Source organism: Phytohabitans sp. LJ34, from assembly GCF_052068095.1.
Lineage (GTDB): Bacteria > Actinomycetota > Actinomycetes > Mycobacteriales > Micromonosporaceae > Phytohabitans.
Map to the genome: position 1 here is coordinate 1 of NZ_JBQHDG010000031.1, position 20188 is coordinate 20188.

Annotated in this window: 18 protein-coding genes; 11 read left to right on the forward strand and 7 right to left on the reverse strand. The window is 72.1% G+C overall.

The window, feature by feature from the left end; translation table 11 throughout:
• Positions 1-202 precede the first annotated feature (202 nt).
• The 4 genes from ACTMTJ_RS39880 to ACTMTJ_RS39895 all read left to right on the forward strand — a co-directional run bounded on the left by ACTMTJ_RS39880 (position 203) and on the right by ACTMTJ_RS39895 (position 5049).
• Positions 203-973: a DUF1775 domain-containing protein gene (locus ACTMTJ_RS39880; protein ID WP_441223947.1), complete on the forward strand. Its 771-nt coding sequence runs from the start codon at positions 203-205 to the stop codon at positions 971-973.
• A gap of 255 nt (positions 974-1228) precedes the next feature.
• The gene (locus ACTMTJ_RS39885) at positions 1229-2413 is read left to right on the forward strand and encodes an acyltransferase family protein (RefSeq protein WP_441223948.1); all 1185 of its coding nucleotides are present in this window, start codon (positions 1229-1231) and stop codon (positions 2411-2413) included.
• 4 nt (positions 2414-2417) lie between these two features.
• Positions 2418-3485 (forward strand): ATP-dependent DNA ligase, encoded by a 1068-nt coding sequence (locus tag ACTMTJ_RS39890; RefSeq protein WP_441223949.1) that lies wholly within the window; start codon positions 2418-2420, stop codon positions 3483-3485.
• A gap of 4 nt (positions 3486-3489) precedes the next feature.
• On the forward strand, positions 3490-5049 hold the full coding sequence (locus tag ACTMTJ_RS39895) for an alpha/beta hydrolase (RefSeq protein ID WP_441223950.1): 1560 nt from the start codon (positions 3490-3492) through the stop codon (positions 5047-5049).
• Here ACTMTJ_RS39895 and ACTMTJ_RS39900 read toward each other — a convergent pair.
• On the reverse strand, positions 5003-5437 hold the full coding sequence (locus tag ACTMTJ_RS39900; RefSeq protein ID WP_441223951.1) for a potassium channel family protein: 435 nt from the start codon (positions 5435-5437) through the stop codon (positions 5003-5005). The two genes, ACTMTJ_RS39895 and ACTMTJ_RS39900, sit on opposite strands and share 47 nt — an antisense overlap.
• A 49-nt stretch (positions 5438-5486) precedes the next feature.
• Here ACTMTJ_RS39900 and ACTMTJ_RS39905 point away from each other — a divergent pair, with 49 nt between their 5' ends.
• The gene (locus ACTMTJ_RS39905) at positions 5487-5936 is read left to right on the forward strand and encodes an N-acetyltransferase family protein (protein WP_441223952.1); all 450 of its coding nucleotides are present in this window, start codon (positions 5487-5489) and stop codon (positions 5934-5936) included.
• Between the two features lie 947 nt (positions 5937-6883).
• Here ACTMTJ_RS39905 and ACTMTJ_RS39910 read toward each other — a convergent pair.
• Positions 6884-7453: a CGNR zinc finger domain-containing protein gene (locus ACTMTJ_RS39910; protein ID WP_441223953.1), complete on the reverse strand. Its 570-nt coding sequence runs from the start codon at positions 7451-7453 to the stop codon at positions 6884-6886.
• A gap of 93 nt (positions 7454-7546) precedes the next feature.
• Between ACTMTJ_RS39910 and ACTMTJ_RS39915 the strand changes: the two genes are divergently transcribed.
• Positions 7547-7735 (forward strand): hypothetical protein, encoded by a 189-nt coding sequence (locus ACTMTJ_RS39915; RefSeq protein WP_441223954.1) that lies wholly within the window; start codon positions 7547-7549, stop codon positions 7733-7735.
• 66 nt (positions 7736-7801) lie between these two features.
• Here ACTMTJ_RS39915 and ligD read toward each other — a convergent pair whose 3' ends face one another.
• Together ligD and ACTMTJ_RS39925 are read right to left on the reverse strand one after the other, a co-directional pair.
• Positions 7802-8830: a non-homologous end-joining DNA ligase gene (gene ligD, locus ACTMTJ_RS39920; protein ID WP_441223955.1), complete on the reverse strand. Its 1029-nt coding sequence runs from the start codon at positions 8828-8830 to the stop codon at positions 7802-7804.
• Between the two features lie 27 nt (positions 8831-8857).
• On the reverse strand, positions 8858-9319 hold the full coding sequence (locus tag ACTMTJ_RS39925) for a hypothetical protein (protein ID WP_441223956.1): 462 nt from the start codon (positions 9317-9319) through the stop codon (positions 8858-8860).
• A gap of 78 nt (positions 9320-9397) precedes the next feature.
• Between ACTMTJ_RS39925 and msrB the strand changes: the two genes are divergently transcribed.
• The 4 genes from msrB to ACTMTJ_RS39945 all read left to right on the forward strand — a co-directional run bounded on the left by msrB (position 9398) and on the right by ACTMTJ_RS39945 (position 14084).
• Positions 9398-9814: a peptide-methionine (R)-S-oxide reductase MsrB gene (msrB, locus tag ACTMTJ_RS39930; RefSeq protein WP_441223957.1), complete on the forward strand. Its 417-nt coding sequence runs from the start codon at positions 9398-9400 to the stop codon at positions 9812-9814.
• Between the two features lie 94 nt (positions 9815-9908).
• Positions 9909-11588: a right-handed parallel beta-helix repeat-containing protein gene (locus tag ACTMTJ_RS39935; protein ID WP_441223958.1), complete on the forward strand. Its 1680-nt coding sequence runs from the start codon at positions 9909-9911 to the stop codon at positions 11586-11588.
• Positions 11589-11643: 55 nt separating this feature from the next.
• Complete coding sequence (locus ACTMTJ_RS39940) at positions 11644-12918, forward strand: type VII secretion protein EccE (protein WP_441223959.1); 1275 nt, start codon at positions 11644-11646, stop codon at positions 12916-12918.
• Complete coding sequence (locus ACTMTJ_RS39945) at positions 12915-14084, forward strand: hypothetical protein (RefSeq protein ID WP_441223960.1); 1170 nt, start codon at positions 12915-12917, stop codon at positions 14082-14084. The genes ACTMTJ_RS39940 and ACTMTJ_RS39945 overlap by 4 nt, the downstream gene beginning before the upstream one ends.
• 5 nt (positions 14085-14089) lie before the next feature.
• On the opposite strand, the gene ACTMTJ_RS39950 is transcribed toward ACTMTJ_RS39945, so the two are convergent.
• Genes ACTMTJ_RS39950 through eccCa form a run of 3 tightly spaced genes read right to left on the reverse strand, consistent with a single transcriptional unit; the run spans position 14090 to position 18672 of the window.
• Positions 14090-14407 (reverse strand): type II toxin-antitoxin system PemK/MazF family toxin, encoded by a 318-nt coding sequence (locus ACTMTJ_RS39950; RefSeq protein WP_441223961.1) that lies wholly within the window; start codon positions 14405-14407, stop codon positions 14090-14092.
• The gene (locus ACTMTJ_RS39955; protein WP_441223962.1) at positions 14401-14649 is read right to left on the reverse strand and encodes a hypothetical protein; all 249 of its coding nucleotides are present in this window, start codon (positions 14647-14649) and stop codon (positions 14401-14403) included. The genes ACTMTJ_RS39950 and ACTMTJ_RS39955 overlap by 7 nt, the downstream gene beginning before the upstream one ends.
• Positions 14650-14706: 57 nt before the next feature.
• Positions 14707-18672 (reverse strand): type VII secretion protein EccCa, encoded by a 3966-nt coding sequence (gene eccCa / locus ACTMTJ_RS39960; RefSeq protein WP_441223963.1) that lies wholly within the window; start codon positions 18670-18672, stop codon positions 14707-14709.
• A 108-nt stretch (positions 18673-18780) separates the two neighbouring features.
• Between eccCa and eccD the strand changes: the two genes are divergently transcribed.
• On the forward strand, positions 18781-20187 hold the full coding sequence (gene eccD / locus ACTMTJ_RS39965) for a type VII secretion integral membrane protein EccD (RefSeq protein ID WP_441223964.1): 1407 nt from the start codon (positions 18781-18783) through the stop codon (positions 20185-20187).
• Position 20188 lies beyond the last annotated feature (1 nt).

Below are 20188 nucleotides of genomic sequence, written 5' to 3' on the forward strand. Positions count from 1 at the left end.
TCCTGGGCCGGCGACGCCTCACACCGCATCCCGATGATGCAGCGCGCCAACCAGATCCCCGCCTTCGACTCGGTCCGGGTCCAGGTCCGATAGCGACAGCGCGACCATCCACATGCGACACCAGGGGGCACGGGCCAGCCAGGCCGGTGCCCCCTTCGCTCGTGAAGCAAACAGCGAAGAGCAGCAACGTTAGGAGCCGTCCATGTTCCGCTACCGGCGTACGGCAGTCGTGGCGCTCGGCGCCGCCGTCTTCGGTGCACTCGCACTCGCGTCCCCGGCATCGGCCGACGTGACCGCGAACCCGTCGGAGGCCACGCGAGGGGACGGCGCCAAGGTGACGTTCCGGCTGACCGAGGACCGGCCCGGCGCGCACACCACCAAGATCCAGGTGATCGCGCCGGTGGACAACCCGATCGGCGAGATCTACCCGATGTCCCAGGACGACTGGGCGCCGACCACCGAGACCCGCAAGCTCGACAAGGCCGTCGCGGGCCTGCACGGCATGCCGGTCAACGAGACGACCGCCTCGATCACGTGGACCCGCGTCGACCCCAAGCCGACCCCCACCCCCGCCGTCGAGCTGATCGTCTCCATGGGACCGATGCCGACCGAGGGCGACGCGCTTTCGTTCACGGTGGTACAGACCTACTCGGACGGCACCGTGGTCCGCTGGGCCGACCCGGCCGGCGGCGCTCACCCGGCCGTGGTGGTCAAGCTTGTCGGCCAGGCGGTGAGCGGCGGCAACGGCCACCACGGCGGTGGCCGGCAACAGCAGGCGGCCCCGCCCGCCTCGGCGGCACAGACCGCGGACGACGGCGGCTCTTCGTACGGAATCCTCGCCGCGGGCCTGCTCGCCGGCCTGGGTCTCGGCGTGCTCGGCGGCTGGCTGATCCTGCGCAGCCGCCGCGCCACACCCCCGGCCGCCACGGCCGAGACACCCGAGCGCGAGAAGGTCGGCGCCACCAGCAACTAGAGACCTTTCGGAGTCGGGCGTACTTCCAGTACCGCTGAGCAAGAGTGGTCGGGGTGGGGCTTGTCGGGCGGAGCTGGCAGTGGAGGTCGGGGATCTCGGCGAGCCCTGGCGAGCCGCCGACCGGAGCGGTCTCCGGCGGGAGCGGCGGCCCGCAGCTGACGCGGACCCGGGAAATCGGCGAGTGAGTACCCGGCACCAGTCGCGTGGGCTCGGCGGCGGATCGCGCGGGTCGTGTGGTGGTCCTACCGTCATGCCATGGGCGAGTACACGCTCCGGATCGCGCGCGCCACACCGGACACCCGAGACCGTGCGATCGACGGGCTGCGCGCCGTCGCGATCCTCGGTGTCGTCGGTGGGCACTGGCTGGTGACCGGGCTGACCGTGCGCGCCGACGGCAGCCTGCGCATCGACAGCCCGCTGCGCTACCTCGGCGGTTTCGCGCCGGCGAGCTGGCTGTTCGAGACGTTGGGCCTCTTCTTCCTGGTGGGCGGTTTCGCGGCGGCAAGGTCCCTGGAGCGGCACGGTCCGGACACCGGTGCGTGGGTGCGCCGCCGGCTGGCCCGCCTCCTCACGCCGGTGCTCGCCGCCACGGCCGCGCTCGCCCTGGCGCTGCCGCTCGCGGCGCTCGCCGGCGCCCCGGGCGGCACGCTGCGCACGTGGACAGTCCTCTTTGTCCAGCCACTGTGGTTCATCGCCATCTACGCGGTGGTCGGCGCGCTCACCCCGTTCGCGATGCGGCTGGACGACCGCCTGGGTGCGCTCGCCGCGCTGCCTTTCCTGGCCGCGGTGGCCGCCGTCGACCTGCTCCGCTACGGGCCGTGGGCCGGCGTCGTGCCCGCCGGGGTGGGTTTCCTGACCGTGCTGCCGGCGTGGCTGTTCACCTACCAGCTGGGGGTGGCCTGGGCTCGTGGGCGGATGGGCCGGCGGGCGGCGGCCTGGCTGGTGGCCGGCGGCGGCGCGCTCTTCACGGTGCTGGTCGGGTGGCTCGACTACCCGGCGAGCATGGTGGGTGTGCCCGGCTCGAGCCGTTCGAACTCCGGCCCGCCGTCGCTGCTCGTGCCCGCCCTCGCCGCCGTGCAGGCGGGCGCCGCGCTGCTGGTGCGCGACCGGCTCGACGGGCTGCTGCGGCGCCGGCAGAGGCTGTGGGCCGCGGTCGCGACCGTCAACCTGTACGCGCTGGCCATCTTCTGCTGGCACCTCACCGCTGTGGTGCTGGTGTCGCTGGCCGCGCAGGCGCTGGGCGGCGTCGACGGCCTGACCACGCGGCCGGACGCCGTCTCCTGGATCGCCGCCCGCGCCACGTGGCTGCCGCTGCTGGCACTCGTGCTCGTCGGCCTCGTGGCGCTCGCCGGGCGGCTGGAGCGGCTGTGCACCTCCCACCGGCTGGTGGCGGGCGCGGCGGCGGCGGGCTTCACGCTGTACGCGCTGGTCGTATGGTGACGGTGTGCTGCTTCCGATCAATCCACCGGTCGAGCCGATGCTGGCCAAGAGCGTTGCCAAGCTGCCGACCGCCGAGGGCATGACGTACGAGCCGAAGTGGGACGGCTTTCGCTGCATCGTCTTCCGCGACGGCGACGAGGTGGAGCTGGCCAGCCGCGGCGGCAAGACCCTCACCCGGTACTTTCCGGAGGTCGTCGCGCAGGCCAAGGCCCAGCTGCCGCCCCGCTCGGTGGTCGACGGCGAGGTGATCGTCATCCGGCGCGAGGAGGGCGGGCCGCGGCTCGACTTCGAGCTGCTCGGGCAGCGCATCCACCCCGCCGCGTCGCGGGTGGCGATGCTCGCCGAGAAGACGCCCGCTTCGTTCGTGGCGTTCGACCTGCTGGCGCTCGACGACCGCGCGCTGCTCGACCGGCCGTACGCCGAGCGCCGCGCCACCCTCGAGGCCGCCCTGAAGGGCCTGGCCGCACCGTTCTACCTCACGCCGACCACGGCGGACGTCGCTACCGCGCGGCGGTGGTTCGAGGTGTTCGAGGGCGCCGGGCTCGACGGTGTGATCGCCAAGCCGGCCGACGTGCCCTACGAGCCGGGCAAACGCCTGATGTACAAGGTCAAGCACGCGCGGACGGCGGACGCGGTGGTGGCCGGCTTCCGGTGGCACAAGTCCGGGCCGGTGGTGGGCTCGCTGCTGCTGGGCCTCTACGAAAACGGCCTGCTGCACCATGTCGGCGTATCGGCCTCGTTTCCGATGGCCCGCCGGGCCGAGCTGCTGGAAGAGCTCGCCGCGTACCGCGATCCGCCGTCGCATCCGTGGCTGTCTCCCGCACCCGAGCAGCGTGTGCCCGGTGCGGTGAGCCGCTGGACCGGTGGGCGCAATCTCGACTGGGAGCCGCTGCGGCCGGAGCTTGTCGTCGAGGTGGCGTACGAGGCGATGGAGGGCGACCGCTTCCGCCACACCGCCCAGTTTCAGCGGTGGCGGCCGGACCGCTCTCCGGAGTCGTGCACATACGAGCAGTTGGAACGCCCGGTGCGTTTCGACGTCGACGATGTGCTTGACGGCGGCCGGGTAGCCTAGCCGGGTGGCTCGCACCCAACGCCGGGTTATGACCGGTCTTGTCGCAGGTGCCCTGCTCGCCGCCGGCTGCGCGCTTCCGGTGTACGCCCCGAAGACCGACGACGGGGCCGCCCCGCGGGAGCGGCCGGGCCCCGCCGCGACCGGAGACAACGCGATCTGGCGGCCCTGCCCCGACGTGCCGGAAGACCTGGTGGGCCGTAGCGCGCCCGGCATGCGTTACGAGTGCGCGAGCATCGCCGTCCCGCAAGACTGGGCCGACCCGAGCGGCAGCGGCACCTTCGAGGTCGCGCTGCTGCGCGCCCGCTCCAACCGGCAGCACGACCGGCTGGGCTCGCTCCTGGTCAACCCGGGCGGGCCGGGCGTCTCCGGCATCGACACGGCCGTGTACCTGTCCTTCGGCCAGGCGTTCGGCCAGCTGCCCGACGAGATCACCGAGCGTTTCGACATCGTCGGCTTCGACCCGCGCGGCGTCGCCCGTTCCTCGCCGGTCGAGTGCATATCGAACTCCGACCTCGACGCGACGTTCGGCGCCGACCCGGATCCGGACACGCAGGCCGAGTTCGACGAGGTCGTGGCGATCAACAAGCGCGTCGCGGACGGGTGCGGCGCCAAGTACGGCGACAAGCTCCGGTACTTCTCCACCGAGCAGGCCGCCCGTGACATGGACGCGGTGCGCGAGGCGGTGGGCGACGAAAAGCTGACCTACCTCGGCTGGTCGTACGGCACGCTGCTCGGCGCCACCTACGCCCAGCTCTTCCCCAACAAGGTCCGCGCGCTCGTGCTCGACGGTGCGGTCGACCCCGGGCAGGACATGATCGCCGGGTCGGAGGGCCAGGCGAAGGGCTTCGAGCGGGCGTTCACCAACTTCGCCACCTGGTGCACCCAGGCCGGCGGGCGGTGCCCAATCGGGCCGGACGCCCGCGGCGCGGTCACGGCCGCGCTCGACAAGGCCAGAGTCTCCCCGGTACGCGGCGGCGACGGCCGCGAGGCCACCGCAGGCTGGATCTTCTACGCGATCATCGAGTCGCTCTACAGCGAGCAGGGCTGGCAGGAGCTCGCCGACGCCATCGAAGACCTACAGGGCGGCGACGCGACCGCCGTGTTCGAGCTGGCCGACTCGTACGCCAAGCGGGACAAGAGCGGCAACTACTCCAACCTCTTCGACGCCAACCTCGCGGTCAACTGCGCCGACTCCACCGCCAAGCCGACTCTCGCGCAGATCCGCACGTACCAGTCGCAGTGGCGGACGAAGTACCCGATCTTCGGAGCCGCGCTGGCGCTGGGCATGCTGCCGTGCGCGTACTGGCCCGGCGAGCGCGACCCCTACCCCACCGGAGCCGCGAAGGGCGCGCCGCCGATCGTGGTCGTGGGCACCACGGGCGACCCGGCGACGCCGTACGAGCAGACCGCCAAGCTCGCCGACATGCTGGGCGTGGGCGTGGTGCTGACGTGGGAGGGCGAGGGCCACACCGCGTACCCGCAGACGGATTGCGTCAACCAGGCGGTCGACAAGTACCTCATCGATCTGGAGGTCCCCCGGGCGGGGCTGCGCTGCCCGCGGTGAGGTCTTCCATCATCGCCCGGATGGCCCGGAGGTTCTGCTTGATCTCCTCCTGCTCGTCGTGCCGGAACGCGTCCGCGTCCACGATGAGCCGGCTCGCGAAGTGCGCCGTGATCAGCGGGATCACCAGCAGCACCATCGTGGAGATCAGGATCCCGGCGAGCACGCGGCCCGCCCACGTCGTGGGGTACGTGTCCCCGTAACCGACGGTGGACGCCGTGACGACCGCCCACCACACCGAGTCGCCGGCGCTCTTGTTCTCGGTGACGCTGTAGATGGCGCCGCTGATCACGATGAGGCCGAGATAGGAGAGCATCAGCGTAGGCGGCGAGTTGGCCAGCCACACCAGACCGCGATAGACCTGGTGAAACGGCCACAGCAGCAGCTTCATGGCGCATCATGATGCCGCCGCCGATCGCATCCGGCCATAGGGTGGTCGGGTGTCTGATCTCGTCTTCCGCGCCGCCACCCACGCCGACTTGCCCGCGATCGTGACGATGCTCGTAGACGACTCGCTCGGCGCGACCCGAGAGTCGGTCGACGACCCGGCGTACACGGCCGCGTTCGCCTCGATCGACGCCGACCCGCGCAACGAGCTGGTGGTCGCCGACCGGGCCGGCGAGGTGATCGGCACGATGCAGCTCACGTACATCCCCGGCCTCAGCCACCGCGGCGGCGAACGCCTGCACATCGAGGCCGTCCGGATCCGCGCCGACCAGCGCGGCCGTGGCCTGGGCCGCGAGATGATCCAGTGGGCGGTCGACCGAGCCCGCGAGCGCGGCTGCCGGCTGGTGCAGCTGACGACCGACAAACGCCGGGTGGACGCCCACCGCTTCTACGCGTCGCTCGGCTTCACCGCGTCGCACGAGGGCATGAAGCTGAGGCTCTAGAGACTTTTCGGAGTCGAGGTGGCCGGGCGCTAAGTTCCTTTTAGGACAGAGATTTGAGCTACCGCGATGTCCGTCGTGGTCCAGACCGCTGCTCCCGCGGCCCCGCCCGTCCGCCGCTGGTCGCGCTCACCCCGTCGGGCCGCGCGACGGTCACTGTTTGTCCACAAATGCCTGCTCCCGGATCGGCGCTCTGGGAAAGCTGCGGATTTTCGTCGCCGCCGGTAACCGCCGCGGCGAGGTGAGCGGCGCGAGATTCCAGATCTCGGAGAGTTAAGGCGCTATTTCCACCCCAACTCTCCTAGATCTCGAAGTCCCGATCCCTGGGCTGGTGACGCTGCGTCAGGATGGCGGAGATAGGCCCCGCGAAGAACCCCTTCGGGGCTTGTCTCGCGGACCTGGCAGTGGACGGCCGGGGATTTCGGCTCGCCCTGCGAGCCGCCGGCCGGGAGCGGTGCCCGCGGGAGCGTACGGTCTCTAGCTGACGCGGACGGGGGAAAATCTGCCGGAGCGCCGCCACGCGCGCAACCCGACTCCGAAAGCTCTCTAGATTTGCCGCCGTCCGCGTCAGTCGCGGACCGTATGCTCCCGCGGGCACCGCTCCGGTCGGCGGCTCGCCAGGGCTCGCCGAGACCCCCGACCTCCGCTGCCGGGTTCGCGGTGCAAGCCCGGGCTTCGTTTTTGGTTGCGGTTACTTCGGCGCCTCCGGCGGGGCCTCGGGCTCCGGCCGGGCCGTCCCCGGCTTGTTTCGGTTTGTCGGTGGGTGGTTGCGGTGGAAGCCGGCTTCGCACGCTGGCTGCGGCTAGGGGTTGGCCGGGCCGCGACCGGCCCACCCTTCCCACTGTTGGGAGAGGTGGCTCAGCATGATCGTTCGCCCGAAATGGGCGTGACACGCCGAAGACCACGCCCTTATCGGGCTAACGATCATGCGCTGCGGCCGCCGCCGCGCGCTAGGCGCGGGCGCTGCCGATCACGCGGCGCTGGCGGTAGGCACGGGTCTTGTTGCGGTTACCGCAAGACGCGCCGCACCAGCACTTCGAGGAGTTTTTCGAACGGTCGTAATATGCCCACCGGCAGGTGTCCTCCCGGCAGATCTTGAGGCGGGCCCAGATGCCGTCGCGCTCGGCGAGCACCATCGCGGCCACGATCTCCGCCAGCAGGCCGGGCACCCCACCACCGGTGGGCGCCAGGCCCACGCCGCCCTCGGTGAAGCGCGCCCGCAGCGGCAGCCCGGCGGCCAGCCGGTCGAGCTCCGCGCGGGGGCGGGGCGCCTCGGTCGGGTGCGCCGCGGGCGCGTGAACCGCGTCGGTGTCGTGCGCGGCCAGCTCGAGGCGGAGCGCCGCGCGCAGCTGCCAGGCGAGGTCGAGGTCGGCCGGCGCCACGGGCTCGTCGCGCCCCTGCGCCTCGATCCACCGCCGGAACCGCTCGACCGAGGTCAGCTCGTCAGTGCCCTCCTCGACGTCGACCGTATTGGCGAACGCCTCCACCAACGCGAGCTGCTCCGGGACCTCGTCCGCCACGACACCTCCAAACCGCCTTGACTCGTAACACGCATCCTACTACCGTCAGAGCGACACCACCAAAGAGACTTCGATAGTGTCGGAGGAGACGTCATGCATCCCCTCATCGCTTCAATGTGGATCAAGGCTTACGACCAGGACCTGCGCGACGAGGCCCGACATGAGCGCCGGGCCGCCGCCTTCGCGCGTGGCGGCTCACTCCGTGTCCGCGCGGGCCAAGGGCTCGTCCGGCTGGGCCAGCGCGTGGGCGGCGAGGCGGTGCGCCACCCGCGGCCAGCGTGAGAGGCAGTGCGTCACCCTGCGGCCGGCGTGAGCGGCGGTGCGCCAGCCGCGCCCGGCGTGATGGGCTCAGCTCTCCCAGTTCGCGGCGTTCTTGCGGCTGGGCTGCACGCGCGGGGGTTCGCCCGGCATTTTGGGATGGTCCGGCGGATAGGGCATGTCGCCCTGGCCGTCGCGCTCGTCGCGCTCAGACCATTCCAGCAGTGGCGTGAGGTCGTGCGCCTGGTCGTCGATGGTCGCGTGCGGGTCGCCGATTTTGGCAAAGCGCTCGGGCACGGTGCGGATGTCGAAGTCGTCCGGCTCGACCTCGAGCAGCTCGTCCCAGGTGACCGGGGTGGAGACGGTGGCGCGGCCGTTCGCGCGCAGGGAGTAGGCGCAGGCGATCGTGCGGTCGCGGGCCATCTGGTTGAAGTCGACGAAGACTCGCTCGCCCCGCTCCTCCTTCCACCACGAGGTGGTGACGAGGTCGGGTCGGCGCCGCTCCACCTCGCGGGCCAGCGCGATCACGGCGCGCCGCACGGCGACGAAGTCCCATTCCGGCCTGATGCGTACGTAGACGTGCACGCCCCGGCCGCCCGACGTCTTGGGAAAGCCGGCGATGCCCAGCTCGTCGAGCACCTCGCGCAGCACGCCGGCCGCCTTCACCGCGTGGCCGAAGTCGGTGCCCGGCGACGGGTCGAAGTCGATGCGCAGCTCGTCCGGGTGGTCCGGGTCGGCCTTGCGCACCGGCCACGGGTGAAAGACCACGGTGCCGAGCTGGGCCGCCCACGCCACGTGCGCCAGGTCGGCCGGGCAGAGCTCGTCGGCCGGCCGCCCGCTGGGAAACGTGATCCGCGCGGTCTGCACCCATGGCGGCACACCCCTGGTCGGGATCCGCTTCTGGTAAAACATCTCGCCCTCGATGCCCTCCGGAAACCGCTGGAGGGTCGTGGGGCGGTCGCGCAGGGCGCGCACGATGCCGTCGCCCACGGCGAGGTAGTACGAGAACAGGTCGTGCTTGGTGTAGCCGCGCTGCGGAAAGTAGACCTTGTCAGGGCTGCTCAGTCGCACCTTCTGGCCGGCGACCTCGACCTCGACGGCGCTCGCCTTCGGACTCATGTCGCGACCATACTGCTTTCCAGCAGGTCAGCTGTGCACGCTCCAGTCGCGATGGGTCTCCCAGAGGTGCACGAGCATAAAGAGGCGCCGCTCGAAAAACGGATCCCGCGCCAGCCACAGCCCGTCGTAGGGCGCGGGTAGGCGCAGCGTCTCGCCGGAGTCGAGATACACGGCCACGACCGTACGGTGCCGCCGGCGTTCCGGCCGGATGTTCACCACCCGGCGCCACGACGCCACCCCGGGCAACGCCGGGCCGGTGCGCCGGATGCCGTATTCGTCGACCTCGGTGGCGCTGCGGCGGCCCGCCACGACGCCGGCCACCGCGGCCACGAGCGGCGGTGCCACAAGGATCGCGGGGCGGAGCTTCGCCGGCGCGGCAAACGCGACAGCGAGGGCGATGAGGGCACAGACCACGCCGGCCCACAGCCCGCGCCCGATCGCCTGGCGCCAGGTCGGCCGAAAGCTGACCAGCGTGTATCCGTCCCCCACGCCTGGTCAACGACGGCGTTCGCGGTTGGTAATCTGCGGGCGAGGCCGGTCACCCTCGCGCGGTCGTACCGTTGTGGCATGGCTGCTGACGAGATGACCGTGCCCACCACCGACGAAGAGTGGCGCGTGCGCCTGTCGCCCGACGAATACCGCGTGCTCCGCCAGGCCGGCACCGAGGCGCCCTGGACCGGGGAGTACGTGGACACCAAGACCAAGGGTGTCTATCGCTGCCGGGCGTGCGGTGCGGAGCTCTTCTCCAGCGACACGAAGTTCGACTCGCACTGCGGGTGGCCGTCGTTCTTCACCCCGCTCGCCGAAGACCGCGTCCGCTACATCGTCGACAAATCACTCGGGATGTCCCGCACCGAGGTGCGGTGCGCGCGGTGTGACTCACACCTGGGCCACGTCTTCGAGGGCGAGGGCTACGCGACGCCCACCGACCAGCGCTACTGCATCAACAGCATCTCCCTGACGCTGGAGCCCGCGGACGTCTGAGAGCGAGGCGTGCGCGCGCCAGGCCGAGCCTCGCCTATCAGGTAGGGGCGTCAAGTCGCTACGATCCCCAACCAAGGTGTACGGGGAGGACAGCATGGCGCGCATACTGACGGTTTCCTCGCAGCGGGCGGGGGCATATCCGACAATTCAGGACGCGCTCGAGGTCGCCGCCGATGGAGCGGTGATCTCCGTCGAGCCCGGCACCTACCACGAGACGATCCGTGTCACGGGCCGCCGCCTCACCATCAACGCGGCCAAGGAGCCCGGCTCGGTCACGATCGACGCGAGCGAGGCGGGTGGCCCGGCGGTCGCCGCGGCCCGCGCCGAGATCACGCTGCAAGGGCTGGTGCTCAAGGCGGGCGACTACCCGGCCGTGAGCGCGTCCAACACCCGGGTCACGATCGAAAAGTGCGAGGCCAGTGCCGGATACGCGGCGGGCATCTCGGTGACCGACGGCGCGCAGGTGACCGCCACCGAGGTCAAGGTGACCGGCGGGCAGTACGGCTTCGTCATCGAGGACTCCAGCGGCATCCTCGACAAGTGCGAGGTCCGCGGCATCTCGGACGACGGCGTCATCGTGCGGCTGGGCGCCAACCCCACGATCCGCAACTCGACGATCGCCGACTGCGGCTACCGGGGCATCTACGTGTACCAGGCGGGTCGCCCCACGATCGAGCGGTGCGACATCTCCGGCACCGGCGACGCGGGCATCTCCGTGGCACACCAAAGCGCGCCCACGATCACCGAGAGCTGGGTGCACGACACGTCGGGCGTCGGCATCGCGTTCGGCCGCGGGTGCGGTGGCCTGGTCGAGGGCACCCGCGTAGAAGGCACCGCCTCCCCCGGCATCGATGTCGAAGACGGCGCGACGCCCACGATCCGCGCGGCCGACGACACCCCAGGCCAGCCCAAGGTCGGCGCGGCCGTCACCGAGGGCCTGGCCCAGCAGGACACGGAGAAGGTCGACAAGCTGCTCGCCGAGCTCGACTCGATGATCGGCCTCGGCAGCGTCAAGGCCGAGGTCCGCGCCGTCATCGACGAGATCCAGGTCAACGAGTGGCGGCGCAGCGCCGGCCTCGCGGTCGGCGGCGCGAGCAACCACCTCGTCTTCACCGGCGCGCCGGGCACCGGCAAGACCACCGTCGCGCGCATCTACGGCCAGCTGCTCAAGGCGCTGGGCGTGCTGCCCGGCGGCGACTTCAAGGAAGTGTCTCGGCGCGACCTGGTCGGCCAGTACATCGGTCACACCGCGGAGAAGACCACCGTGGCTTTCGAGCAGGCGCTCGGCGGCGTGCTCTTCATCGACGAGGCGTACACGCTGTCCCGCTCGGCCGGCGCCAGCGCCGACTTCGGCCAGGAGGCCATCGACACGCTCGTGAAGCTCATGGAGGACCACCGCGACCAGGTGGCCGTCATCGTCGCCGGATACACCGACGACATGGCCAACTTCCTCGACGCCAACGCCGGTCTGGCCTCCCGCTTCGCCAAGACGCTGGAGTTCGAAAACTACTCCCCCGACGAGCTGGTGCTGATCGTCCGGCGGATCACCCGTAACGACGACTACCTGCTGGGCGAGGGGCTCGACGAGGCGCTGCTGGAGTGGTTCGGTCAGATCGAGCGCGACCAAAACTTCGGCAACGCGCGTGAGGCGCGCAAGCTCCTGGAGGGCATGCGCAAGGTGCAGTCCGGCCGGCTGCGCGCGCTCGGGCGCATGCCCAGCCGCGACGACCTGCGCACTCTCACACTCGATGACCTGCTGGGAGCCACCCGATAAGGATCGGTTTCTATGATGGTGAGATCGGGCGACGAGGACGGGGGTAGTTGACGGCATGACGGTGTCGCCGCAGACCGTGTCGCCACGCCAGGTTCGCGCCGTCGCGCGGGTCGCCAGCGACACGACGGATTCTTCCGGCCCGGCGATCCTGCTCCCCCGCCGCCGGCCCGGCCACCTCGGCCCGGTGCACATCACCCAGCTGCTGCTCGCCGAGGTCGTGGTGGTCGGCATCCTGGCGAGCGTGGCCAGCGAGATCATCGCGCTGATCGGCGGCGTGGTCGTCGCCGGCGTCCTGCTGCTGCTCGTCACGCTCGGCCGCCGCAACGGCCGGTGGTGGCTCGAGCGGCGGATGATGACCCGCGACTACAAGCGCCGGCGGCTGAGCGCCACCGCCTCGCCGTACGGTGACGATGCCCGCCTCGGCGCCCTCCGCCGCCTGGCCCCCGACCTCGTCGTGGAAAACGTGTCGGTGGCCGACGGCGCCCACGTCGGCGTGGCCCGAGACGACGCCGGGTGGTACGCGGTGGCCGCCGTCACGTCCAGCGCTCCCATGCGCGACGAGCCCGGGCCGATCCCGCTGGAGGCGCTGGCCGCCGCGCTCGCCGAGGCGGACCAGCCGGGTGCGGTGCTCCAGGTGGTCACGCAGACCGTGCCCGCGCCGAGCCTCGAGATGCATCCCTCGTCGGCGGCCGGCCAGTCCTACCGGCAGCTGCTCGCGCGCTTCGGCGCGATCCCCGTCCCGGCCGACCGCAGCACATGGATCGCGGTGCGCCTCGACGCACGCACCCTCGCCGAGGCCGTCGCCGACGGTGACGCCGACCTCGACACCGCGCCGGCGGTGGTGGCCGCGCTGGTCCGCCGCGTGGCCAAGTCGCTGCGGCGGGTGGGCGTGAGCCACCGCCTCCTCGACGCCGACGAGCTGCTCGAGGTGCTGCTGCGCTCGTGTGACCTGGCGCCCACGAGCCAGAGCGCCGAGCCGGTGCGGCCACGCGAAGACTGGTCCGAGTGGCACTCGTCGCGCCTCGCCCACCGGTCGTACTGGATCCGCGGCTGGCCCCCGGTCGACCAGGCCGCCGCCCTGCTCGACTGGCTGGCGACCGCGCCGGCCGCGATGACGAGCCTCTCCCTGATCATGGCGCCCGACGACGACAAGCGGATGATGGACCTGCGCGGCCTGGTCCGCGTGGCCGCGCCCGCCGACCAGCTCGCCCAGGTCAGCGAGGCCATCCGGCGCGGCGCCGAGCAGGCCAAGGCCGACCTCTTTCCCCTCGACGGCGAGCAGGGGCCCGCGGTCTACGCCTCCGCCCCGACCGGAGGTGGCGCGCGATGACCCAGCCCAGGCCGCGCGAAGAGGAGCAGCCGCCAGGCACCCCGCCGGCCGCCGGCCAGGTGCCCGTGGGCCGGGCCACCGTCGGCCCGCCACCCGCCGTCGCACGGCCGGCGGTGCCCACGCAGTACGGTGCGCCGCAGGCCCAGCAGCAGGTCGCGCCGCCACCCACACCGCGTACGCCGCCGCCACCGCCCCCGACGCCCCAGGTGCCGGTGGCCAACCCGCCCACCGGCGGCATGGTGATCGGCCGCGACCCGACGCTGTCCGCGCCCGTGGTGCAGGTGCCGCCCCCCTCCACCGCCGGCCCGCAGCGCACCGCCGTGACCCGCCAGGCGGCACAGGCGGCGACCGCGACGCAGGCCGCCTCCGCCGCCGCTGCCCAGGCGGCCGGCCGCGCGATCCCCGACGCCGGTCAGGAGAGCCCTTCCGGCACCGTGTACGACAGCCGCCGCCCTCCGAACGGCGGCGGCCACCATCCGCTGCTGGGCAAGCTGGCACGCCTGCGGATCGGCTCGCACACGGTCTCCCGCTCGGCGCTGGCCAAGCTGCGCGTCTCCTCCCCCGGCACCGGCCTGATCCTCGGCGCCGACCGGCAGCAAAAGCCGGTGTCCGTCCGCTTCTTCCGGCCCGAGCCCACCCGCGTCGCGCTGGTCGGCGGCGCCTGGGCGGGCATGCTCGTCGCGTTTCGCGCGCTGGCGCTGGGCGCCCGCGTCGCGGTCATCACCTCCGACCCGCGCACCTGGCACGGCTTCGGCGAGCGGGCGACGGGCCGGGGCGACCGGGTCGCGGTCTTCCCGACCGAGCAGCCACTCGCGCTCGCCGCGACCGCGCAGCAGCCGGTCCTGCTGCTCTACGACCTCGGACTCGTCGGGCCCAACGCGCCGCAGCAGCTTGGCCCGTGGCAGACCCAGATGACGGTGCTGCGCCAGCTCGACCAGACCGGCGTACCGTCCATTCAGGACTGCAACCTGGTGATGCTCCAGCGCCTGGGCAGCGCCGAGGCCGCCCTGGTCGGCGGCGCGCTGCGCCTGCCGGCGCCGAGCACCCAGTTCCTCCAGGTGATGGCCGACGACATGATCGCGCTGGTCGGCGACGGCAGCGACCGCTACATCTGGTTCTCCCAGACAGATGTGGAGCGCCAGTACGCCGGCGCCCCCCGCCGCTGACCGGCTCAGGGCAGCTCGAGAAACTCCCGAAGCGCCTCTTCGACGGCGGCCATGGTGGCGTGCGACACGAATCCCGCCGTGTTGCGCAACGCGGTCCGGTCGAGGACCTGGGCCACCGCATGGATTTTGACGAACGCGCCCGGAAGAGGGTCGTCCGCACTTAGGCGAACCGCGAGCTGGTTCGGATACGGCACATCGCGGGCCACGACGAGCGCCCAAACGGCAAGTTCGTCCACATCGTTGTACTCGTCATTGCTGATGATCAGCACGCGGTACTGGCTGCCTCCGCGCAAAAGCGTCCAGATCTGGCCGCGCCTCACCACTCCGAGCCGCGCAGGGCGATGTCATTGCTGGCCTCGACGAGAGCCGTGTCCGCGTCGACCTGCTGCGGGGTCCGCTCGCGGAGGTGCTTACCGAAGCCTTGAGCGGCCTCGCGTTGACGTGTGCGGCGAGCCTCGGGAAGCACGCGCCGCACCGCCGCCGTCACCGCCGCCGACGCGTTGCCCTGACTTTGCAGATAGGCGGCGACGTCGTCGGGCACGCTGATGCTGAGCTTGACGGTCATACTTTCTTCCTACCCTAAGCTCCCCGCCGGCACCAGGTCGACACACCCGCCGGTACGTCAGGTGGCGGGTGGGGTCCAGGCGAGCTGGATGAGGCGGGCGCCGTGGCGGCGGGTGAAGATCCAGGCGCGGCCCGGCGGGAGGATCTGCGGCTTCATCGTGCCGAAGAGAGCGCCCTCCTCGCGCGGCCCGGACATCATGATGCCGGGCGAGGCGAGCTCGCGGATCCGGCCGATGATCGGGTCGAACATCGCGCGGCTGGCGCCGCCGATGCGGCGGGTCAGCACCACGTGCAGGCCGATGTCGCGGGCCTGCGGGAGGAACTCCAGCAGCGGCATCAGCGGGTTGGCCGTGGCGCTGGCGACGAGGTCGTAGTCGTCGATCAGCAGGTAGAGCTCCGGGCCCTTCCACCAGCTCCGGCCGCGCAGCTGCTCGGGCGTCACGTCGGGGCCGGGCAGCCGCTCGCGCATGACCGTGGCCACCTGCTTGACCAGGTCGGTGGTGGTCTGCGCGGACGTGCCGTACCCGATCAGGTGTGGTGTGTCGATGGTGCCGAGCAGGCTGCGGCGGAAGTCGACCAGCATGAGACGGGCCTGGCTCGGGTCGTAGCTGGTGGTGACCATCTTCGCCAGGCTGCGCAGGAACGAGCTCTTGCCGCTCTCGATGTCGCCGAAGAGGATCACGTGCGGCTCGGCGTCGAAGTCGAGGTGTACCGGCTGGAGGTCGGACTCGGCGATGCCGATCGGCAAGCGCCCGCCGACCGGCGCGGGGAGGGTGGAGAAGGGCAGCTCGGCCGGGAGCAGGCGCACCGCCGGCGCGGGCTGGGCGGTCCAGTAGTCCTGGGAGAGCTTGACGAACTCGGCCACCGCGTCGGCCAGGTCGTCGACGCGCATCTCGCCGTCGATGCGGGGCAGGCCGGAGAGGAAGTGGAAGCCGTCCGGGGTGAGGCCGCGGCCGGGAGCGCCCTCGGGCACGTTGACCGCGGCGCGCCGGTTGATCGCGGAGTCGCTGGGGTCGCCGAGGCGGAGCTCCAGCTTGGTGCCGAACATGTCGCGCGCGACCGCCCGCACGTCCATCCAGCGGGTGGTCGCGGCGAGGATGTGGATGCCGTGACCGAGGCCGCGGCCGGCCAGCTCGTTGATCATCGGCTCGAGGTCTTCGAACTCGGCGCGGATCGTGCTCCAGCCGTCGATGACCAGGAACACGTCGCCGAACGGGTCGTCCGCGAACCGGCCCTGTGCCTTGGCCCGCCGGTACGCGGCGATGCCCTCCACGCCGTGCTGGGCGAACGTGGCCTCACGCACCTGCATCAGGCCGTGCATCTCGGCGATGGTGCGGCGCACCTTGTCGACCTCGCGCCGGGTGGCCACCCCACCGACGTGCGGGAGCCCGGACATGGCCGAGAGGCCGCCACCGCCGAAGTCGAGGCCGTAGAACTGCACCTCCCTGGGTGTGTGGCGGAGGACGAGGCTGCCGATCAGCGTGCGCAGGAAGGTGGTCTTGCCGCTCTGCGGGCCGCCGACCACCATGACGTTGCCGGCGGCGCCGGAGAGGTCGAGCCACATCGGCTCACGCAGCTGCTCGAACGGCTTGTCGATGATGCCGACGAGCCCGTGCAGCACCCGGTCGGGGCTGAGCGCCTGCGTGGTGAGGCCGCGCTCGGGGATCCGCACGATCGGCGCGAGCATCTGGCCCAGCGTCGGCGGCTCGTCGAGCGGGGGCAGCCACACCTGGTGGGCCGGCGGGCCCTGCCCTTCCATGCGCTCCACGAGCACGTCGAGCAGCGTCTCGCCGACCGCGCTCTCCTCCGGCTCGGCCGCCTCGGGCGTGGCCGGCTTGTCGTCGCGCGGCGGGGCCACGTAGTGGGTGGTGAAGTCGCGCACCGGGTCGATCTGGCGGCCGCGCGAGGTGGGGCGGTAGCCGTCTTCGCGCACGATGCCCGAGACGTACGCCGCGCGGAAGCGGATGAGGCCCTCGGTGCCGGTGCGCAGGTAGCCGTGGCCGGGCGCGCGGGGCAGCTCGTACGCGTCGGGCACGCCGAGCACCGCGCGACTGTCCATAGAGGAGAAGGTCCGCAGGCCGATCCGGTAGGACAGGTGGGTCTCCAGGCCGCGCAGCCGCCCCTCCTCCAGCCGCTGTGAGGCGAGCAGGAGGTGGATGCCGAGCGAGCGGCCCAACCGTCCGATCTGGACGAACATGTCGATGAAGTCGGGCCGCGCGGTGAGCAGCTCGCTGAACTCGTCGACGATCACCAGCAGGCTGGGCAGCGGTGCGAGCGGCACGCCGGCCGCCCGGGCCCGCTCGTAGTCGCGCTGTGAGGCGTAGTTGCCCGCCTTGCGGAGCAGCTCCTGGCGGCGGACCAGCTCGCCCTGGATGGCGCCGAGCATGCGGTCCACAAGGGACAGCTCTTCGGACAGGTTGGTGATGACCGCGCTGGTGTGCGGCAACCGGTCGAGCGCGGTGAACGTCGCGCCGCCCTTGAAGTCGACCAGCACGAAGTTGAGGATCTCGGAGCTGTGCGTGACCGCGAGCGCGAGCACCAGCGTGCGCAGCAGCTCGGACTTGCCGGAGCCGGTGGCGCCGACCAGCAGGCCGTGCGGGCCCATGCCGTCTTGCGCGGACTCCTTGAGGTCGAGCTCGATCGGCCGCCCGTCGGGCCCGACGCCGAGCGGTACGCGCAGGCGGTCGCGGTTGGGCCGGCTGGCCCAGGTGGCCGCCAGGTCGAAGGTGCGCGGGCTGCCCAGGTCGAGCAGCTCGGCCAGGCCGAGGTCGATGGTGGCACCGGCCGACGCGTCCGCGTACGACGTGGCGGAGAGCCGGAGCGGGGCCAGCTGGCGGGCGAGCACCTCGGCCTGCGGCACGTCGAGCGCGTCGGCCTTTCCCGCCTGGGTGGTGAGGTCCATCGTGGTGCCCGACATCGTGCCGTCGTCGGCGACGTCGAGCACGATGGCCGTGTCGTCGAGCAGGCGCGGCGGCGGGTTGGACAGGTCGAGGATCGTGACCCCGGCGACGCCGCCCTCGGTCATCAGGTGGTCGGAGCCGGCCGTCGAGCCGCCGTCGATGACCACGACGACGTGCGGCCCGCCCACCGCGTTGGACGTGGCGGGGTCGAAGCGCGGCCGGTTGGCCAGCACGTCGTCGAGCATCGCCTCGAGGGCGGTGACCGACGGGGCGAAGAGCCGGATGGGGCCGACCGCGTCGAGCTTGGCCGGGTGCTGCGCGTGCGGCAGCCACTTGGCCCACTCCCAGTGCGGCCGCTGCGCGTCCTGCGCGCACACGCCGACCAGCAGGTCGTCCGGGGCGTGGAAGGTCGCCAGCTGGGCCAGCGTCGCGCGCACCAGGTCGCGCACCACGGCTTCGGAGCCGCGCAGGTAGACCCGGGCGAAATCGCGCAGCGAGATCGCGACCGGGAGGTCCGGCACGATCGAGTACGTCGCGACGAACTTGCGCAACGCCATGGCGCACAGCGGCTCCAGCTCGTCGACCGGGCGGGTCGACGGCGGCACCAGCGGGGTGGCCACCTCCTGCGCGCCGAGGCCCATCCGCACGGTGCCGAAGTCGGCGTCGCCCCGGCGCCGCTCCCACAGCCGCCCACCGGTCGCCGAGGACCAGAGCGCGTCCGGCTCGGGGTGGCGGTAGGCCATGCTCTCGCGCTGCTGCCGGATGGTGGCGCGGACCTGCGCGCGAAGCTGGGCGAGGCGGCGCATGTACTGCCGGCGGGCCTCGATCATTTCCTTTTTGCCCGGACCCGACTGATTCATCATCATCATCCCCATCATCCCGAGGATGGAGATGCCGAACATGCCGCCGGCCACGTACGTCAGCGGGCCGCCACCACCGCGCTGACCCGCCATCATGAGACCCATCGCGGCACCGCCGGCCGCCATGGGCAGGATCATGAGCATCCGGGTCCACGCCTTGCCGGACGCCTGGGGCACCTCGGGAGGCGGGTCGAGCACGACCTCGCCGCTCGGGTAAATGGGCGCGGCACGGCGCGGCGGCCGTTTCACGATCACCGATGTCACCGCTGCCCTCCCCGTGGTTCAGCCTCGGTCAATCCTATAGATATGCCGCTCAGCCCCAACATGCTAGGTTGGGCGCGCTGTTTGCACGGTGACGGGGAGGTGACCAGCGTGACGGCCCCGGGCGGCCTCAGTCTGGCCAGGGTAACGGTCGCGGCGCCCAAGCGACGTATGGACGTCGCGCTGCCCGACAACCTCATCGTCGCCGAGTTGCTACCCCACCTGTTGCGGCATGCCGGCGACGACCTCGGCGACGCCGGCGAGCGGCACGGCGGCTGGGTGCTGCGCCGCGCCACCGGCGCCGTGCTCGAGCCCACCCGCAACCTTTCGGTGCAGGGCGTGCGCGACGGCGAGCTGCTCCATCTGGCGCCGCGCCGGGAAGACTGGCCCGAGCTGGCGTACGACGACGTGGTCGAGGTCATCGCGAGTGGCGCCCGGCGCGCCGGGCGCTCGTGGGGCGGGCCGGCGACCCGCGCGTGCGGCCTCGCGGTCACCGCCGCGATCCTCGTCGCCGGCCTCGTCGTACTCCTGATGGCCGGCCCGTCATGGGCGCTGCCCGGCGGTGTCGCGATCGGCGTCGCGGGCGTCCTCGCGGTCATCGGCATCCTGCTGTCCCGCGCGATGGCCGACGCGACCGCCGGCGCGGTGGTGGCCGCCGCCGGCCTGCCGTACGCGTTCGTCGGCGGGGCCGTCCTCGGCGCACCGAGCGGCACCGGGCTGACCGGCCTGGGCGCGCCCAGCATGCTGCTCGGCGCGGGCCTGTTGCTGGTCTTCAGCGTGATCGGATACACCGGCGTGGCCGCGGTGCAGCGGCTCTTCATGGCCGGCCTCGCGACCGGCCTCGCCGCGCTGATGGGCGCGCTGATCTGCCTGGCCGGCGCCTCCCCGCAGGGCGCCGCGGCGGTCACGCTCACCACGGTGATCGGCCTGCTGCCCAGCTACCCGCTGATCGCGAGCTGGCTGGGGCGCCTGCCGGTGCCCGAGCTGCCCGACCGGCCCGAGGCCATCCTCGAAGACCGCCCGGTGCCCAAGCGCGCCGACGTCTTCTCCGCCGTGGCCCGCGCGACCGAGCTGCTCAGCGGCCTCAACCTGGCGGCCGCGATCAGCTCCACCGCCGCCGTCGCGTACCTGGTGCTCGAAGACGGCGGCACCGCGGCCAACCTGCTGACGTTCTCGGCCGCGGGGGCGCTCCTGCTCCGCGCCCGCCTCTTCGCCCTGCCCCACCAGCGCGTGCCACTGCTGGTGAGCGGCATCCTCGGCATGGCCTTCCTGCTGTTCAGCTTCACGATCGACGCGGGCACGGGCGGGCGGCTGCTGGTCCTCGTGGTGGCCATCGTCGCCGCCGCCACGGTGCTCGCGGCCGGCCTCGTGTACAGCCGCCGCACTCCATCGCCCTACCTCGGCCGGGCCGCCGACATCATCGACGTGCTCGCCATCATGGCGCTGGTGCCGTTGGCCTGCGCGGTGATCGGCCTGTTCGGCAAGATCCAGGGCCTGTTCGCCTCGATCGGCGGGTGAC

Coding starts and splice junctions, on each gene's coding strand:
- ACTMTJ_RS39915 (WP_441223954.1), top strand. CDS start 7,547: ATGCATCCCCTCATCGCTTCAATGTGGATCAAGGCTTACGACCAGGAC.
- ACTMTJ_RS39885 (WP_441223948.1), top strand. CDS start 1,229: ATGGGCGAGTACACGCTCCGGATCGCGCGCGCCACACCGGACACCCGA.
- msrB (WP_441223957.1), top strand. CDS start 9,398: ATGGCTGCTGACGAGATGACCGTGCCCACCACCGACGAAGAGTGGCGC.
- ACTMTJ_RS39940 (WP_441223959.1), top strand. CDS start 11,644: ATGACGGTGTCGCCGCAGACCGTGTCGCCACGCCAGGTTCGCGCCGTC.
- ACTMTJ_RS39935 (WP_441223958.1), top strand. CDS start 9,909: ATGGCGCGCATACTGACGGTTTCCTCGCAGCGGGCGGGGGCATATCCG.
- ACTMTJ_RS39955 (WP_441223962.1), bottom strand. CDS start 14,649: ATGACCGTCAAGCTCAGCATCAGCGTGCCCGACGACGTCGCCGCCTAT.
- ACTMTJ_RS39900 (WP_441223951.1), bottom strand. CDS start 5,437: ATGAAGCTGCTGCTGTGGCCGTTTCACCAGGTCTATCGCGGTCTGGTG.
- ACTMTJ_RS39880 (WP_441223947.1), top strand. CDS start 203: ATGTTCCGCTACCGGCGTACGGCAGTCGTGGCGCTCGGCGCCGCCGTC.
- ACTMTJ_RS39945 (WP_441223960.1), top strand. CDS start 12,915: ATGACCCAGCCCAGGCCGCGCGAAGAGGAGCAGCCGCCAGGCACCCCG.
- ligD (WP_441223955.1), bottom strand. CDS start 8,830: ATGAGTCCGAAGGCGAGCGCCGTCGAGGTCGAGGTCGCCGGCCAGAAG.